The sequence below is a fragment of the Mycobacterium sp. IS-1556 genome (genome assembly GCF_001499985.1).
In the GTDB taxonomy this organism is placed as follows: Bacteria; Actinomycetota; Actinomycetes; order Mycobacteriales; family Mycobacteriaceae; genus Mycobacterium.
In genome coordinates this window covers 76,198-90,790 of the sequence record NZ_LQIM01000007.1, presented here as the reverse complement: position 1 = coordinate 90,790, position 14,593 = coordinate 76,198, and the positions used below count along the sequence as shown (strand labels likewise).

Annotated in this window: 19 protein-coding genes and 1 tRNA gene; 12 read left to right on the top strand and 8 right to left on the bottom strand. The window is 65.6% G+C overall.

What is annotated here, in order from left to right; genetic code table 11:
• Window positions 1–6 precede the first annotated feature (6 nt).
• The 3 genes from rph to AU187_RS07190 are packed head-to-tail and all read left to right on the top strand — an operon-like array spanning window position 7 to window position 2,897.
• Window positions 7–789 carry a ribonuclease PH gene (gene rph / locus AU187_RS07200; protein ID WP_059166466.1) on the top strand — a complete coding sequence of 261 codons (783 nt, stop codon included), beginning with the start codon at window positions 7–9 and terminating at the stop codon, window positions 787–789.
• The gene (rdgB, locus tag AU187_RS07195; RefSeq protein ID WP_059166465.1) at window positions 786–1,394 is read left to right on the top strand and encodes an RdgB/HAM1 family non-canonical purine NTP pyrophosphatase; all 609 of its coding nucleotides are present in this window, start codon (window positions 786–788) and stop codon (window positions 1,392–1,394) included. The genes rph and rdgB overlap by 4 nt, the downstream gene beginning before the upstream one ends.
• 42 nt (window positions 1,395–1,436) lie before the next feature.
• Entirely contained in the window at window positions 1,437–2,897 is a 1,461-nt protein-coding gene (locus tag AU187_RS07190) for an MFS transporter (protein ID WP_286131871.1), read from the top strand.
• Here AU187_RS07190 and AU187_RS07185 read toward each other — a convergent pair.
• Window positions 2,875–3,207, bottom strand: coding sequence for a DUF3817 domain-containing protein (locus AU187_RS07185; RefSeq protein ID WP_059102055.1), 333 nt, complete (start codon window positions 3,205–3,207; stop codon window positions 2,875–2,877). The two genes, AU187_RS07190 and AU187_RS07185, sit on opposite strands and share 23 nt — an antisense overlap.
• The gene (locus AU187_RS07180) at window positions 3,204–3,584 is read right to left on the bottom strand and encodes a hypothetical protein (protein ID WP_059166463.1); all 381 of its coding nucleotides are present in this window, start codon (window positions 3,582–3,584) and stop codon (window positions 3,204–3,206) included. Before AU187_RS07180 ends, AU187_RS07185 begins: the two co-directional genes overlap by 4 nt.
• Window positions 3,585–3,620: 36 nt before the next feature.
• Here AU187_RS07180 and AU187_RS07175 point away from each other — a divergent pair.
• Window positions 3,621–3,702: transfer RNA gene (locus tag AU187_RS07175), tRNA-Leu, on the top strand.
• Between the two features lie 73 nt (window positions 3,703–3,775).
• Here the strand turns inward: AU187_RS07175 and AU187_RS07170 are convergent.
• The 3 genes from AU187_RS07170 to AU187_RS07160 all read right to left on the bottom strand — a co-directional run bounded on the left by AU187_RS07170 (window position 3,776) and on the right by AU187_RS07160 (window position 4,956).
• Entirely contained in the window at window positions 3,776–4,270 is a 495-nt protein-coding gene (locus AU187_RS07170; protein WP_059166462.1) for an SRPBCC family protein, read from the bottom strand.
• Window positions 4,271–4,315: 45 nt separating this feature from the next.
• Window positions 4,316–4,534 carry a hypothetical protein gene (locus AU187_RS07165; protein ID WP_059166461.1) on the bottom strand — a complete coding sequence of 73 codons (219 nt, stop codon included), beginning with the start codon at window positions 4,532–4,534 and terminating at the stop codon, window positions 4,316–4,318.
• Window positions 4,535–4,620: 86 nt separating this feature from the next.
• Window positions 4,621–4,956 carry a WhiB family transcriptional regulator gene (locus tag AU187_RS07160; RefSeq protein WP_082684043.1) on the bottom strand — a complete coding sequence of 112 codons (336 nt, stop codon included), beginning with the start codon at window positions 4,954–4,956 and terminating at the stop codon, window positions 4,621–4,623.
• 131 nt (window positions 4,957–5,087) lie between these two features.
• On the opposite strand from AU187_RS07160, the gene AU187_RS07155 reads away from it, so the two are divergent.
• On the top strand, window positions 5,088–5,717 hold the full coding sequence (locus AU187_RS07155; protein ID WP_059166460.1) for a TetR/AcrR family transcriptional regulator: 630 nt from the start codon (window positions 5,088–5,090) through the stop codon (window positions 5,715–5,717).
• Between the two features lie 13 nt (window positions 5,718–5,730).
• Here AU187_RS07155 and AU187_RS07150 read toward each other — a convergent pair whose 3' ends face one another.
• Window positions 5,731–6,582, bottom strand: a complete 852-nt coding sequence (locus AU187_RS07150; RefSeq protein ID WP_059166459.1) for an AraC family transcriptional regulator — start codon at window positions 6,580–6,582, stop codon at window positions 5,731–5,733.
• 24 nt (window positions 6,583–6,606) lie between these two features.
• Between AU187_RS07150 and AU187_RS07145 the strand changes: the two genes are divergently transcribed.
• On the top strand, window positions 6,607–7,878 hold the full coding sequence (locus AU187_RS07145; protein WP_059166458.1) for an amidohydrolase family protein: 1,272 nt from the start codon (window positions 6,607–6,609) through the stop codon (window positions 7,876–7,878).
• Here AU187_RS07145 and AU187_RS07140 read toward each other — a convergent pair.
• Window positions 7,856–8,929 carry an NAD(P)H-dependent amine dehydrogenase family protein gene (locus tag AU187_RS07140; RefSeq protein ID WP_059166457.1) on the bottom strand — a complete coding sequence of 358 codons (1,074 nt, stop codon included), beginning with the start codon at window positions 8,927–8,929 and terminating at the stop codon, window positions 7,856–7,858. The genes AU187_RS07145 and AU187_RS07140 overlap by 23 nt on opposite strands.
• 17 nt (window positions 8,930–8,946) lie before the next feature.
• The gene (locus tag AU187_RS07135) at window positions 8,947–9,735 is read right to left on the bottom strand and encodes an SDR family NAD(P)-dependent oxidoreductase (RefSeq protein ID WP_059166456.1); all 789 of its coding nucleotides are present in this window, start codon (window positions 9,733–9,735) and stop codon (window positions 8,947–8,949) included.
• Between the two features lie 72 nt (window positions 9,736–9,807).
• On the opposite strand from AU187_RS07135, the gene AU187_RS07130 reads away from it, so the two are divergent.
• The 6 genes from AU187_RS07130 to AU187_RS07110 all read left to right on the top strand — a co-directional run bounded on the left by AU187_RS07130 (window position 9,808) and on the right by AU187_RS07110 (window position 14,593).
• A complete protein-coding gene (locus AU187_RS07130; protein WP_059102047.1) occupies window positions 9,808–10,407 on the top strand; it encodes a TetR family transcriptional regulator in 600 nt (199 codons plus the stop codon).
• Between the two features lie 108 nt (window positions 10,408–10,515).
• A complete protein-coding gene (locus AU187_RS07125) occupies window positions 10,516–11,163 on the top strand; it encodes a hypothetical protein (RefSeq protein WP_156425644.1) in 648 nt (215 codons plus the stop codon).
• Between the two features lie 250 nt (window positions 11,164–11,413).
• Window positions 11,414–12,943, top strand: coding sequence for a nitric oxide reductase activation protein NorD (locus AU187_RS07120; protein ID WP_059166455.1), 1,530 nt, complete (start codon window positions 11,414–11,416; stop codon window positions 12,941–12,943).
• Window positions 12,940–13,731 carry a CbbQ/NirQ/NorQ/GpvN family protein gene (locus AU187_RS07115; RefSeq protein ID WP_059102044.1) on the top strand — a complete coding sequence of 264 codons (792 nt, stop codon included), beginning with the start codon at window positions 12,940–12,942 and terminating at the stop codon, window positions 13,729–13,731. The genes AU187_RS07120 and AU187_RS07115 overlap by 4 nt, the downstream gene beginning before the upstream one ends.
• Before the next feature lie 14 nt (window positions 13,732–13,745).
• Window positions 13,746–13,874, top strand: coding sequence for a hypothetical protein (locus AU187_RS25880; RefSeq protein WP_286131870.1), 129 nt, complete (start codon window positions 13,746–13,748; stop codon window positions 13,872–13,874).
• The gene (locus AU187_RS07110) at window positions 13,871–14,593 is read left to right on the top strand and encodes a hypothetical protein (RefSeq protein ID WP_059166454.1); all 723 of its coding nucleotides are present in this window, start codon (window positions 13,871–13,873) and stop codon (window positions 14,591–14,593) included. The genes AU187_RS25880 and AU187_RS07110 overlap by 4 nt, the downstream gene beginning before the upstream one ends.

Below are 14,593 nucleotides of genomic sequence, written 5' to 3'. Positions count from 1 at the left end.
TGGCTGGTGTCCCGAAGAGAAGACGGCCGGCTTGACGACGAGCTGAGGCCGGTTCGTATCACCCGTGGGTTCACCACGCATCCCGCCGGTTCGGTGCTGGTCGAATTCGGCCAGACGCGCGTCATGTGCACCGCGAGCGTCACCGAGGGAGTGCCACGCTGGCGTAAGGGCTCCGGGCAGGGCTGGCTGACAGCGGAATACGCGATGCTGCCCGCAGCCACGCACGACCGCTCCGACCGCGAGTCGGTCAAGGGCCGGATCGGCGGCCGCACCCAGGAGATCAGCCGGTTGGTCGGCCGCTCGTTGCGGGCGTGCATCGACCTCGGTGCGCTGGGGGAGAACACCATCGCGATCGACTGCGACGTGCTGCAGGCCGACGGCGGCACCCGAACCGCAGCGATCACCGGCGCCTACGTGGCGCTGGCCGACGCGGTCACCTATTTGTCGGCAGCAGGCAAGCTCTCCGACCCGCGGCCACTGTCGTGCGCGATCGCCGCGGTCAGCGTCGGCGTCGTCGACGGCCGCATCCGCGTCGACCTGCCCTACACCGAAGACTCGCGCGCCGAGGTCGACATGAACGTCGTCGCCACCGACACCGGGACGCTGGTCGAGATCCAGGGCACCGGGGAAGGTGCGACGTTCCCGCGCTCCACGCTGGACAAGATGCTCGACGCCGCGATGGCCGCGTGCGAGAAGATCTTCGAGATTCAGCGTGAGGCGTTGGAGCTGCCGTATCCCGGAACGCTGCCGGAGCCGAAAGAACCGACGAAGAAGGCGTTCGGAAGCTGACTGAGTTGTTGGTGGCCAGCCGCAACCCCAAGAAGCTGACCGAATTGCGCCGGGTGCTCGAGGCAGCGGGGGTTTCGGGTCTGACGTTGCTGTCGCTCGATGACGTGCCCGCGTTCGACGAGGCGCCGGAGACCGGTGCGACGTTCGAGGACAACGCGGTGGCCAAGGCGCGGGACGCGTATCGCGCGACCGGTCTCGCGACGGTTGCCGACGACTCCGGGCTGCAGGTCGACGCGCTCAACGGGATGCCGGGGGTGCTGTCGGCGCGATGGTCGGGCCGGCACGGTCAAGATGCGGCCAACACCTCTCTGCTCTTGGCGCAACTGGCAGATGTACCCGACGAGCGGCGCGGCGCGGCGTTCGTCTCGGCGTGTGCGCTGGTGTCTGCTGCCGGTGAGACTGTGGTGCGGGGCGAGTGGCCGGGCAGCATCGTCCGCGAGCCGCGGGGTGAGGGGGGATTCGGCTACGACCCGGTGTTCCTACCGGAGGGGTCGGCGCGCACCGCCGCCGAACTCAGTCCGGCGGAGAAGGATGCGGCGTCGCACCGTGGCCGCGCACTGGCCTTGCTGGTGCCCGCGTTGCGCGAGTTGGCCGCTCGAACGTGACGCCAATTTTGTATAGCCAAACTAATCTGTAGCATCCCCGGGGTGCGTCGCTCCTCCGCCCAACCCGCAGTCGGTAGGACGCGACGCCCGGCGATCATCGTGGTGGTGCTGGCGGCAGCGGGCATCAGTGTGTCGCTGATGCAGACGCTTGTCATCCCGCTCATCCCCGAACTTCCCACGCTGTTGAACACGAGCGCGTCCAACGCGTCGTGGGTGATCACCGCGACGCTGCTCACGGCGGCCGTCGCGACGCCGATGTTCGGCAGGCTCGGCGACATGTACGGCCCCAAACCGATGCTGATCATCTGCGCCGTCGTGCTCACCGCGGGATCGTTGATCGCCGCGACGACGACAGCCCTGATCCCGGTCATCATCGGGCGCGGACTGCAGGGCTTCGGCATGCCGATCATCCCACTGGGGATCAGTGTGCTGCGGGCGTCGGTGCCGGCACATCGGGTCGGCACGGCGATGGGCTTGATGAGCGCATCGCTGGGTGTCGGTGGCGCGCTTGGGCTTCCGTTGTCGGCGATCATCGCCGATCGGTTCGACTGGCATGCGTTGTTCTGGTTCGCCGCCGCGCTCGGCGCGGTTTCCGGCCTGTCGTTCGCCGCCCTGGTGCCGCGCATTCCCGCGGCCTCGGCCGACCGCTTCGACGCGCTGGGGGCGGTCGGTCTGGCGGGCGGGCTGGTGACGCTGCTGCTCGGGATTTCCAAGGGCGGGAGTTGGGGCTGGACGAGTGGCATCACCGTGGGGATGTTCGCGGCGTCGGTGGTGATCTTCGGGTTGTTCGGGTGGTGGCAGTTCCGGACTGCCGCGCCGATCGTGGATTTGCGCACCACGCTGAAGCGGCCGGTGTTGACGACGAATCTGGCGTCGATCGCGGTGGGGTTCTCGTTGTTTGCGATGTCGCTGATCGCGCCGCAGATCCTCGAACTCCCCGCCGGGACGGGTTACGGGCTCGGGCAGTCGATGCTGGAAACCGGGTTGTGGATGGCGCCCGGTGGGCTGGCGATGATGCTGTCGTCGCCGGTGGCGGCGCGGATCGCCGGAGTGCACGGGCCGCGGTTCACATTGTTCGTCGGCTCGGCGGTCGTTGCCGCCGGCTACCTTTCGGGCCTGTTGCTGATGAACAGCGCCTGGCAGCTGTGCGTGTTCAACGTGCTGGTGAGCGTCGGCGTCGGTTTTGCGTTCTCCTCGCTGCCCGCGCTGATCAACGCCGCGGTCCCGGTATCGGAGACCGCGGCCGCCAACGGCATCAATGCGCTGGCGCGTTCGCTCGGCACGTCGATCTCCAGCGCGGTGATCGGTGCGGTGTTGGCGGTGATGACCACTACGGTGGCCGGGCAGCAGGTGCCGTCACTGGCCGGCCTGCGAATAGCGCTGCTGATCGCAGCGGCCGCGGCCGTCGTCGCCGCGATCACCGCGTTGGCCATCCCCAAGGCGGACGAGGCCGACGAGCCCGCACACGAGCTGGCGCTGGCTACAGACCGTATCGGTCCTTGATCTCCTTGGTCTGCACCTGCTCGACGATGATGCCGACCAGCGGGATGGTGCCGGCCAGCAGCACGCCGATGGTCTTGCCGATCGGCCACCGCACTTTGACCGCGAGGTTGGCGGTGAACAGCAGGTAGACGAAGTACACCCAGCCGTGGACGACCGCGATCCAGTTCAGGCCCTCGACGTGGTAGACGTACTTCATCACCATCTCGTAGCAGAGCGCGATGAGCCAGATGCCCGTCGTCCAGGCCAGCACTCGATAGCCCAGTAGCGCCTTGCGGATGTTATCGGCAGAGGTGATCGGTGGTTCGGTCATGTGGCCGGGTGTTCCTTGTCTTTTCTCGCGAGCTCGGCCAGGTAGGCGTTGTACTCGCGTAGTGCGGGGTCGTCGGCGTCTTCGTCGAATTGGGTTGTTGTTGAGGGTTTTTGCGGGAGCAGATCCTCGGGGATCTCGGTGATCGTGTCGCGCTTCGTCGGTTCGGGCGGCGCCTCCTCGTAGCGCACGAACTTGTAGTACGCATACACGACGAAACCGGCGAACAACGGCCACTGCAGGGCGTAGCCGAGGTTCTGGAAGCTGCCCGATGCCGACTCGAAGCGGGTCCACTGCCACCAGGCCAACGCCAGGCATCCGGCGGCGCCGACGATCACCAGGGCGATGAGCGCCGGCCTCCTACGCCGTGTAGTGGACACCTTCCAACGGTACCGCGATACCCTTGGGGCGCTTAAGCGCGAGTGTCGGAACTGGCAGACGAGATGGATTTAGGTTCCATTGCCTCAGGGCGTGGGGGTTCGAGTCCCCCCTCGCGCACTCAATCCCCCGCCGATTTCTACACCAGGGTCGTGATCTGCCGATATCCACAGCCCTCGTGCAGAAATCGCGGTCACGCCTTGGCGGCGAAGTACTTCTGCCCGTCGGCGGGGATGCGCCCGAGCCCGGCCTTCAATAGCGGCGCAAGCACTTTGACCGGCAGAGCCAATGCCCTCTTCGGTTCGACTGCGACCACCCACGTGAAAAGCGTGCTGTCACCGTCGGCGTCGACGATGTAATCCTCGGCGAAGCGCTTGAAGAGCGGCAACGTCGACTCGTAGACGTAGAACGATTTCCGGTGGCCGTCTTCCCACTGGAAGTAGCGCTCGCGAAGGGTGGCCCCGCCCGCAGGCACTGCTTCACGGGTGGTACCGATGCCGAACGGACGCGGCGAGGTCCAGGTGACGCGTTTGACCGATGGCCCCCAAGCCGCCAGAGACTCGTCCGACACCATCGACTCCCACACCCGCTCGGGGGGCGCCGCGAACCGCTTCTCGTAACGGAAGACGTGCGGGGCCGACACCAGGAAATCGACGTCGGCGGCTGCGAGCGGGTACCAGCGCGTCATAGCTCGCCATCATCGCAGCGGACGCCGTCGCGGACGAGGGCCGGCTCAGCCGTCTCTGCTCTGGATTGCGAAACAAACCAGGCTGGCGGCGAAGCTCAGAGTGGCGATGGCCCCGGCCGCTGCGGCCATCGCCGCGTCGGCCGCGCCCCAACTGGCCAGGGACACCGCGACGGCGATCACTGCCGTGACGATGAGGAAGAGGCCCGTGGTGGCGATCGCTTCGGCGGTCGGGTCGTCGGCGGGTGCGATGGCGCGCTCGCGCATCAGGTCTCCTACGGGCTCACGGAATATGGTGCGCAGAGGTTGCCCGTTGTTGACGGTAGTGAAACCCGCCGACCCGAAGTTCCGGCTCAGCCTACTTTTCGGACGGTGAACCCGTTGCGTTCGGCCAGCGATCGAAGTTGCCGCAGCGCGAACTGGCGCGCGCGGCCCTCGTCCGGGATGAAGATCCCGGCCCACACTCCGACCGCCCCCGGTGTCTGGCACGCCTCCTGCGCGCAGAGCCAGCGGCGCGGGCATGCCCGGCACAGTTCCTTGGCGCCTTCATCGGCGACGACGGCCCACCGGTCCGGATCCTGGATGCACGCGCCGAACGGCGTCTCCTGCGGCGTCGAAACGGCCCGCGATACAAGATCGATGGAGCCAGGACGCGTCGTCTGCGGGGTCGGTCGCTCGTTGACTGCCATTCGCGTCTCTCCTCCCGGTCAAGACAAGGGTTCATCGTCCGCGGACGCCGACAATACACGCGTATCGGTTGCCTACGATACAGACGTATTGGATACCTTGAGGAGGTGAACAACCCGACCTGCAGGCATTGATGGCATCCACTCGAGCTCGTCAACATGCGCCCCGCGACGATCGACGTTCGAGCATCGAGCGGATCCGGGAGGCGGCCCTCAAGTGCTTCGCGGCCCGCGGCGCGGCGGCCACGTCGCTGCGCCTGGTGGCCGCCGAGGCGGGCGTCTCGCTCGGCCTGGTGCAACACCACTTCGCGACGAAGGCGAACCTGATCAAGGCCGTCGATGACCATGTGGTCGCGGTCATCGAGACGGTGATCGCGAAGCCCATCCCAGAGCCACCTGTCGACACGATCACCGACATCGGAAACAGGGTGACGTCACTGGTGACCGACGAACCGGATGTGATGGCCTACGTCGGACGAGCGCTCACCGACGGCAGTCCGCTCGGCGAGCAGCTGTTCGACTCGCTGGCGGCCATCGGTGCAGAACGCTGGCAAGCGCGTCGGGATCTCGGGTTGACGCGACCGGACCTCGACCCGACATGGGGCACGCTGAACCCGCTGGTGCTGGCCCTCGGCACGTGGATCCTGCGCGGCCATATCGAACGTCACCTCCCCGAGCCGTTCGACAACCCTGCGCAACTGCAGCGATGGCAGGACGCGGTGAATGCGCTACTGCGTGAGGGGCAGATGCGTCACGACCCGTGACACGTCGGCCCGATCAGAGCGGTGTGCCACCGACCCGCTTCCGGTAGCTCGTCGGCGTCTCTCCGCAGAACTGGGTGAAGGCCCGGGTGAACGAGCTGAGGCTGTCAAAGCCCACCGCCGACGAGGCTTCCTGTACCGATTGCCCCGGCGCGGCCAGCAGCGCCATGGCCTTGAGCATGCGTGCGTGCAAAAGATATGTGCGCCAGGACAATCCGATCGAATCGTGAAACAGTCGCCGCAGCGTGCGCTCCGACACCGAGACCGCCCGGCTCACCTCCTGGGCGCTCACGTCTTCGAGGTGTTCTTTCGTGTACGCCATCGCGGCGGTGACGATCGGGTGCTCGGAACTCGGCAGACTCAGCGGCGCCTCGTGGTCGAGGGCCTCGGAGACCAGGTTGGCCAGGGTGCGGAAGAACGCGTCTGACACCTCATCACCGTCGGGGCGGTCGATCGGCCAGCGCAGCGCGTAGATCATCATCTCCCGGATCAACGGTGAGACGCCGAGGATGCGCGCCCGGTCGCCCGCTTGCGAAATCAACTCGGGATCGAACATGACCGCGACGGTCCGGACGTCGGGGTTCATCGTGGCCTGATGTTCGAGGCCGACCGGAATCCACGCCGCCTGCTGCGGCGGCAGCAGGTAGTGTGCCGAATCTGTCTCGACCTCGACCACACCGCCGATCGCGTACTCGATCTGGTGGACGTCGTGTGAGTGCCAGCCGGTGATCAGGGCATCGCCCTCGTAGAGGTAGCTGCCGCCCAAAGCGCGACCACCTCGCCGCAGGTCGATGACGCGCCGAGGGTGTGCCGCGTCGAGCTTGGCCGTTTGGGCCAAATCTCTGTCCGATAGCGCGGAGACGGTCACACCGCTAGACGGTACTACTGGGGTATGGACATCGACGACCTGATCCTGGTGAGCATCGACGACCACGTTGTGGAACCGCCCGACATGTTCCTTCGGCATGTCCCGGCCAGATACAAGGACGAGGCGCCGATCGTGGTCACCGACGACAAGGGCGTCGACCAGTGGATGTATCAAGGTCGGCCGCAGGGCGTCAGCGGGTTGAACGCGGTGGTCTCCTGGCCGGCCGAAGAGTGGGGTCGTGACCCCGCCGGGTTCGCCGAGATGCGTCCCGGCGTGTACGACGTCCACGAACGGGTGCGCGATATGAACCGCAACGGCATCCTGGCCTCGATGTGCTTCCCGACGTTCACCGGCTTCTCCGCGCGGCACCTCAACATGCACCGCGAGGAAACCACATTGGTGATGGTGTCGGCCTACAACGACTGGCACATCGACGAGTGGGCGGGCTCATATCCGGACCGCTTCATCCCGATCGCGATCATGCCGACCTGGAACCCGCAGGCGATGTGCGACGAGATCCGTCGCGTCGCCGCGAAGGGCTGCCGCGCGGTCACCATGCCGGAACTGCCTCACCTGGAAGGGCTTCCGAGTTATCACGACGACGAGTACTGGGGTCCGGTGTTCCGGACGCTGTCGGAGGAGAACGTGGTGATGTGCCTGCATATCGGCACCGGCTTCGGCGCGATCAGCATGGCGCCCAACGCTCCCATCGACAACCTGATCATCCTGGCCACCCAGGTGTCGGCGATGTGCGCCCAGGACCTGTTGTGGGGTCCGGCGATGCGCAACTACCCCAACCTGAAATTCGCGTTCTCCGAAGGCGGTATCGGGTGGATCCCGTTCTACCTCGACCGCAGCGACCGCCACTACACGAACCAGAAGTGGCTGCGGCGTGACTTCGGCGACAAGCTGCCCAGCGATGTGTTCCGCGAGCACTCACTGGCCTGCTACGTCACCGACAAGACCTCGCTGAAGCTGCGGCACGAGATAGGCATCGACATCATCGCGTGGGAGTGTGACTACCCGCACTCGGACTGCTTCTGGCCCGACGCGCCCGAGCAGGTGATGGCCGAGCTCACCGCGGCGGGTGCGGACGACACCGACATCAACAAGATCACCTGGCAGAACGCGTGCAACTTCTTCGGCTGGGATCCGTTCGCTCGTACTTCGCGGACGGACGCGACGGTTGGGGCGTTGCGCGCCAAGGCAACCGACGTCGACGTATCCATCCGCCCACGCAAGGAGTGGGCGCGGCTCTACGAGGAGAAGCAGCTCACCACATCAACCCTCGGATGAGCTCATTCACGGGGATCTCCTCGGCAGAGATCAACCCCGACGGGGCGCGGCACACCCAGTCGATGGCGTTGACGACACGCGCGGCGGTGGACAGGCACCCCGCTTCGGTGACGTCGAGCACCGGATGCGACAGCAGCGTGCTCATCTCGATGCGCGGCTCGCCCTCGACGATCACCTTGTGCACACCGGAGTGGCCGTCGGGCGGATACTCCCACTCCGGCGCCGCCGCGGGGGTGAGCCGGGTGGTGTGCTCCACGGTGATGATGACGTCGCCGCCGCGCATCCCTTCGGCGGCGAATCGCACGCCGGCCAACTGGCCGGGCTCGACGGTCATCATCTTGCATTCGATGCGCCGGTCGGTGTACCAGGGCTCATAGCGCTGGCGAACCTCGTCGAGCCCGGAGCCGAGATGGTGAGCGAGGTTGCGCACCAGTCCACCGAACATCGCCGTGATGACACCGGGCTGAAACGCCATCGGCAGCTCGTCGTCGGGAGTGGTACCGAAACCCATTGCCGTCCCGGTGTATTCGTAGTCATCGTAGTTGCCGTAGTCGAAGACCTCCTGCACGGTGATCGACTCGGCGCGGCTGGACAGGCTCAGCGCGGCGAACACCGCGGTGTCTCCCGAGTAGCCGGGATCGATGCCGTTGACGTAGAGCGACGAGTTGCCTGCGGCACACGCCTCTTCCAGAGGTACGCGCAACCAGTCGTCAGCCTGCTTCGGCGTCACCAACCAGACCATCGACGTGCCGACGACATTGACGCCCGCGGCGAGGAACTGCGACATCTGCTCGATCGCCTCCATGGGCCGCGTCTCACCCAGCGCGGTGTAGACGACGCAGTCCGGCCTCAACGCGATGAGCGCGTCGATGTCATCAGTGGCGACGACACCGGTGGGCTCGCTCAACCCGCACAGTTCGGCTGCGTCCCTGCCGATCTTGTCCGGATTGGCGGCATGCACACCGACGAGTTCCAGATCCGGCCGTCCGATGAGCGCGCGAAGCGAGTGCTGGCCGACGTTGCCGGTGGAAAACTGGACGACTCTGCGCATTTGGGGTCCGTTCTCGATCAGTAGTCGGGGATCGGCAGTGGTGAGTTGTTCGAGTCGATGCCGCCGTCGACGTGAAAGATCGCGTTGGTCGCGTAGCAGTCGCGGGTGGCCAGGTAGACGCACAGCCGCCCGAGATCCTCGACGCTGCCGAGGCGGTGCAGCGGTGTGGCTTCCAACATCTTCTCCAGTGAGCCCGGCATCATGTCCAGACTGCCTTGCAAACCGTCGGTGGCGAAAGAGCCCAGTGCGATCGCATTGACCCGAACCTTCGGCGCGAGTTCCTGTGCCATGGCTCGCGTCAGCGCCTCCAGTGCGCCCTTGGCCGTGCAGTAGGCCGTCAACGCGCGGATGCCGAAACGTGCGGAGCCGGAGGAGATGTTGACGATGGAGCCGTGGCCCGCCTCGAGCATGTGGGGCGCGACGAGTTGGCTCATGATGAATGCCGACGTGACGCACCAGTCGAAGGTGAGCCGGAAGTCCTCGTCGGTGATGTCGAGGAACCGGGCGTAGGTCGATCCACCGACGTTGTTCACCAGGATGTCGACTCGGCCGAAGCGCTCGATCGTGGTATCGACGACACGCTCATTGTCGGGCCGGCTCATCGCGTCGGCAACAAGCGCCAAGCCGCTGCCACCCGTGTCTTCGATGCCCTTGATCGTTCCGACGATGTCGGATTCGGTCCGTGCCGTGCCGACTACTGTGGCGCCCGCCTCCGCGAGGACCCGTGCAATACCCTGACCGACGCCCTTGCCCGCGCCGGTGACGATCGCCACCTGGCCGTCGAGGTTGAACTGTTCCAACGCCATCCGGACCCTCCTGAAATTGACTGCAGTCAATCACACATGTCAATACCTGACCAGTGTTGCTATCGTCAGGTCATGGCGGTGGTGGACAAACCCTCAGCACGCGAAGCCAAGCGCTTGCAGACGCGCGAGCGGCTGATGGGGGCGGCGATCGCGGAGTTCAAGCGATCGGGCATCGCGGCGGCCGACGTCGGCGCCATCGTGGCAGCAGCGGGGGTTGCCCACGGCACCTTCTTCTTTCACTTCCCGACCAAGGAACACGTGTTGCTCGAGTTGGAACACCGCGAGGAGGAGCGCATCGCCAAACAACTGGCTCGCTACATCGATGCGACCCGCGATCTCGAATCGATTCTCACCGAGGCCGTCCGACTTGTGCTGGGCCTCGAGCGTCGTCTCGGGTCGCTGTTGTTCAAGGACTTCCTCGCATTGCACTTCTCGCAGACCCGGCCTGTCGACGAAAGCACCGAGCATCCCGTCATCGTCCGGGTCGCCGACGAGATCGAGCGTGCGCAGCAGCGTGGCGAGGTCGCCGCGGACGTCAATCCAATGAACAGCGCAGTGTTTTTCCTGCTCGGCCTCTATGCGTTGTTGACGACCACTCACAACTGGCCGACGCAGGGAACGATGCTCGAGGACTACGTCGCGAGGACGCTGCGCGGTATCGAGGCGCGCTAGTTGATTGACTGGGGTCAGTCTTCCTGCAATGCTCGGGGAGTTGATTCCCAGGAGGACGCCTTGACTCTGCGGACAATTCCCGCCATCGGCAGCGGTCTGGACGAGCACATGGAGCGCTCGCGGCTGGCGCAGCGCCAGGCCGACAAGTGGCTCATCTGTGGCAGCCTGCTCATCGGAACCGCGGCGCTCGGCGTCTTCGGTCTTCCGCTCTTCCTGCGAGGCGTTTGGCTGCTGCGCAAAGCTCAGCGCGAAGGGCTGTCGGTGCGCCCGATGATCGTCACGCTCATCGGCTACCTGGTCATCATCGACGCGGCGATCAACACCGTGGGCTGGGCGCTCGATCTCGTGGCCAACCACACCATTCTGGCGCGAATCCTGTTGAACGGCTGGGGCGCCATGTTCGACGCCGGCTACTTCTGGCACTACAACGAGCTGTGGCTGGGCGGGGCTGCCGGCCCGGGGGAGAAGGCGATGGAGGTCGGGATGATCCTCACCGTCTTCACGATGCGGATCGCCGCCGGGATCGGCTTCCTGCAGATGAAAAGGTGGGGCCATCAGTGGATGATCGTCACCTGCTGGATGGGGGTGCTCATCTGGTGCCTGTATGTGTTCAACATGACGATGTACGCCGACGTGCGCTACGCGGGCACGATATTCCCCGTCGTCGGTTGGTGGCTGTATGACATCTTCTACATCACGCCGTTCCTGGCGATTCCCTACCTGCACTCGGTGAACCGCGAGATCTTCTCTGACTGACTGAGATCATTGACTAGAGTCAGTATGTACGTTACAAAAGAGCAGACCATGACGGCTCAGGTGAGGCTGTCGGCGTGCTTGAACGCTGGTGGCAATGACCGATAACGCGCCCGCAAGGAGGCCGCACTGGTGGACTGGATCTGGGAGATACTTCGTTATGTCGCGGCCTGGGGCGGTACCGGCCTGATCATCTGGTTCTGGTACTGGATGTTCTCCAACATCGGAACCTTCTGAGCGGCCCGGACGATCGATGGCTGAACTTGCCGATGCGCACGCGATGGCGGTCGAGCGCAGTTGCGCGGTGACTGCCGTTGCCTTGAGCGGGCAACGGCGCGAGGGCGTTCGCCTCGTGACCGGTGAACACCGCGCATTCAGCTTGAGTGCGGCACTGGACTTCGTACATGTGCCGTATCCGATCGCCCGTGACTGGACCCGTAGAACGCTCACATGTGGTGTCGCACTGCAGTGCTCACCGTCGAAGGACCGCCTTGCCGAGTACCGGCTCAACGAACTGTCGGCACGTGAACTGCATGCGGTGACGGTCGTCGAGGCACGCGTCGCCCTTGGCTGGGTCCATGAGCGATGGCCCGGCCTGGCGCCGGAGATCCGGCGAGTGCTCGGTGATATCGACGTGCTCGACGGCGACCTCGACGCGACGGCGATGCTCAACCAGGCGATCGCCCTGGCGCGCACCGGACAGCCGCTTAGTGTCCACCCGCTGCTGGGCCGTCTTCCGCTGGCATACACGGCTCCGCAAGGCATCTCGGACAAGCTGCGGCGCACGCTCGGCAGGATGCCGTGGACCACAACGCAGAAGCGGCTGCCGCGGCCCTATTCCATTCCTGTCGGAGGCGACGGCGGTATCCGCAACCCCAATCTGCCTCCGCCGAGCCGACCGCAGGACAACGATCTCGACATCACTCCCGACCACCGGCCCGGCATCCCCTATCCCGAGTGGAACGAGTGGACCAAGAGCTTCATGCGCGACCACGTCGCGGTGCTCGAAAAGGCTCACGCGTCGCGCGGCCGGGAGCCGGAATCGGCATCGGCCGAGCTACGAAGGTGGTTCGAAGAGCACACCCATCGCGCGATGAGGAGCCGGCTGGAGGACGGCTCTGACCTGGACGTCGAACAATACGTCAACCATTACATCGACCTGACGACCGGTGAGGCGATCGAGCCGCGCCTTTTCCGCGAGCTTCTGCCGAGCAACCGTGACGTCACCACCGCGCTGCTGCTGGACGGCAGCTCATCGCTCGGTGTCCACGGCGGCCGGATCTTCAAGCTCGAATTGGCCTGCGCCGACGCGCTATCGCGTGCGATGACGCTCGCTCGCGAGCGGCACGGCATCTTCGTGTTCACCGGGAACACCCGCCACCGCGTCGAGGTGAGTTGCCTCAAGGACTTCGAGGACCGGAGGTTCGTGCCACCCGGCCGGCTCGGGCTGTCCACGGGCGGGTACACCCGGCTGGGAGCGCCGTTGCGCCATCTCACCAGCCGCCTTCTGGCGCAACCGTCCGAGCGTCGGCTGCTCATCGTGATCGGCGACGGCCTCATCTCCGACGAGGGCTATGAGGGGCGCTACGCCTGGGCCGACGCCGCCCACGCTGTCGAGGAGGCCAATGACGCCGGCGTGAGCATCTACTACGTCGGCGTCGGGCCGACCCGCGTCGATCCGCTACCGGAGGTCTTCGGACCCCGTCGCTCACAACGCATCCGACGAGTAGAGGAGCTTCCCCGAGTGCTTGCCCATGTTCATCGGGAACTGGTGGCCGCATGAATTACTACGCGAACGCCAACGAGGTCCGGCTGTTCGAGCAGGCGTATCAGCAGCGCCTGCCCGTGATGCTCACCGGGCCGACGGGCTGCGGCAAAACCCGCCTCGTCGAGCACATGGGCGTCCTGCTCGAACGGCCGGTCGTGACGATCAGCTGCCACGACGACCTGACGAGTTCGGATCTGGTCGGCCGGTTCATGGTCACGGGCGGCGACGTCGTGTGGACTGACGGGCCGCTCACCCGGGCGGTGAAGGCCGGTGCCATCTGCTATCTCGACGAGGTGGTGGAGGCGCGCCACGACTCACTGGCGATCCTGCACTCGCTGACCGACCACCGCCGCGCGCTGTTTCTCGACCGGGCCGGTGAGGTGGTCCGGGCGCCGGACACCTTCATGCTGGTCTGCTCGTACAACCCCGCCTACCGCAGCTCGCTGAAAGAACTCAAACCGTCGTTCCGCCAACGCTTCGTCACGTTACCCATGAGGTATCTGCCGGCCGACCGCGAGGCCCAGGTGATCGTCGCCGAGACCGGTGTCGACTCCGCGACCGCGACCCGGCTCGTGCAATGCGCCGCCGCGATCCGCACCGCCGACGAGGCGTTCCACTTCGAACCGCCGTCCACCCGCGTGCTCGTCACCGCGGGTCAACTGATCGTCGCGGGCGCAACCGAACTGGAGGCGGCCGAGGCCTGCATCCTCGCACCACTGTCCACTGACGGTGCCATCACCGACGGATTGCGTGAAGTCGCCGTGGCCAGCCTGGCCACCGATGCGCCGAACACCTCCGGTTAGGAAGGAGTCCGCCCATGGATCAGAAAGAGCGAAAGCGCAAGAGGGCGCTCATCATCCTGCAGATCGTGATCTACGGCTACTTGCTCGCGATGTTCGGGATCCAGCTCTACATGTCATTTGCCCGCGGATGGTGGGAATTGTGAATCTGCCGCTGTTGAGCCGTCGTTCCAAGGCGCCGGTCTCGCTCGACGGATCGGTCGGCCTCGAGGAGCACCACGAAGAGTCGCGCCTCGCGCAACGCCGGGCGGACAAGTGGATGATCGTCGGCGCCGCCCTGATGGGAATGTGGGCTCCCGGTTTGATCGGCTTCCCGATCTTCATGCGCGGGGTGTGGCTGCAACGGCAGGCCGCCCGCGCCGGTCTGTCGATGCGGCCGATGATCGTCACGCTGATCGGATATCTGGTGCTGATCGACGGGATGCTCAACAGCCTGGGCTGGGCACTCGACCTCGTCGCCAACCACACGTTGATCAACCGCGTACTGATGGTCGGCTGGGGCGCAATGTTCGACGCCGGTTACTTCTGGCACTACAACGAGTTGTGGGTCGGGGGTGCGGCCGGGCCCGGCGAGAAGTCCATGGTGTTCGGGATGATCCTCACCGTGTTCGCGATGCGGTGCGCAGCGGCGATCGGCTTCCTGCAGATGAAGCGCTGGGGTCATCAATGGATGATCGTCACCTGCTGGATGGGGGTGCTCATCTGGTGTCTGTATGTGTTCAACATGACGATGTACGCCGACGTGCGTTACGCCGGGGTCGTCTTCCCGGTCATCGGCTGGTGGCTCTACGACATCTTCTACATCACGCCATTCTTGGCCATTCCGTATCTCCACACGGTCAACCGCGAAATCTTCTCCGACTGA

Coding starts and splice junctions, on each gene's coding strand:
- AU187_RS07130 (WP_059102047.1), top strand. CDS start 9,808: ATGGCGGTGGTGGACAAACCCTCAGCACGCGAAGCCAAGCGCTTGCAG.
- AU187_RS07165 (WP_059166461.1), bottom strand. CDS start 4,534: ATGCGCGAGCGCGCCATCGCACCCGCCGACGACCCGACCGCCGAAGCG.
- AU187_RS07160 (WP_082684043.1), bottom strand. CDS start 4,956: ATGGCAGTCAACGAGCGACCGACCCCGCAGACGACGCGTCCTGGCTCC.
- AU187_RS07145 (WP_059166458.1), top strand. CDS start 6,607: ATGGACATCGACGACCTGATCCTGGTGAGCATCGACGACCACGTTGTG.
- AU187_RS07120 (WP_059166455.1), top strand. CDS start 11,414: ATGGCTGAACTTGCCGATGCGCACGCGATGGCGGTCGAGCGCAGTTGC.
- AU187_RS07170 (WP_059166462.1), bottom strand. CDS start 4,270: ATGACGCGCTGGTACCCGCTCGCAGCCGCCGACGTCGATTTCCTGGTG.
- AU187_RS07140 (WP_059166457.1), bottom strand. CDS start 8,929: ATGCGCAGAGTCGTCCAGTTTTCCACCGGCAACGTCGGCCAGCACTCG.
- AU187_RS07135 (WP_059166456.1), bottom strand. CDS start 9,735: ATGGCGTTGGAACAGTTCAACCTCGACGGCCAGGTGGCGATCGTCACC.
- AU187_RS07115 (WP_059102044.1), top strand. CDS start 12,940: ATGAATTACTACGCGAACGCCAACGAGGTCCGGCTGTTCGAGCAGGCG.
- AU187_RS07185 (WP_059102055.1), bottom strand. CDS start 3,207: ATGACCGAACCACCGATCACCTCTGCCGATAACATCCGCAAGGCGCTA.
- AU187_RS25880 (WP_286131870.1), top strand. CDS start 13,746: ATGGATCAGAAAGAGCGAAAGCGCAAGAGGGCGCTCATCATCCTGCAG.
- AU187_RS07125 (WP_156425644.1), top strand. CDS start 10,516: ATGGAGCGCTCGCGGCTGGCGCAGCGCCAGGCCGACAAGTGGCTCATC.
- AU187_RS07155 (WP_059166460.1), top strand. CDS start 5,088: ATGGCATCCACTCGAGCTCGTCAACATGCGCCCCGCGACGATCGACGT.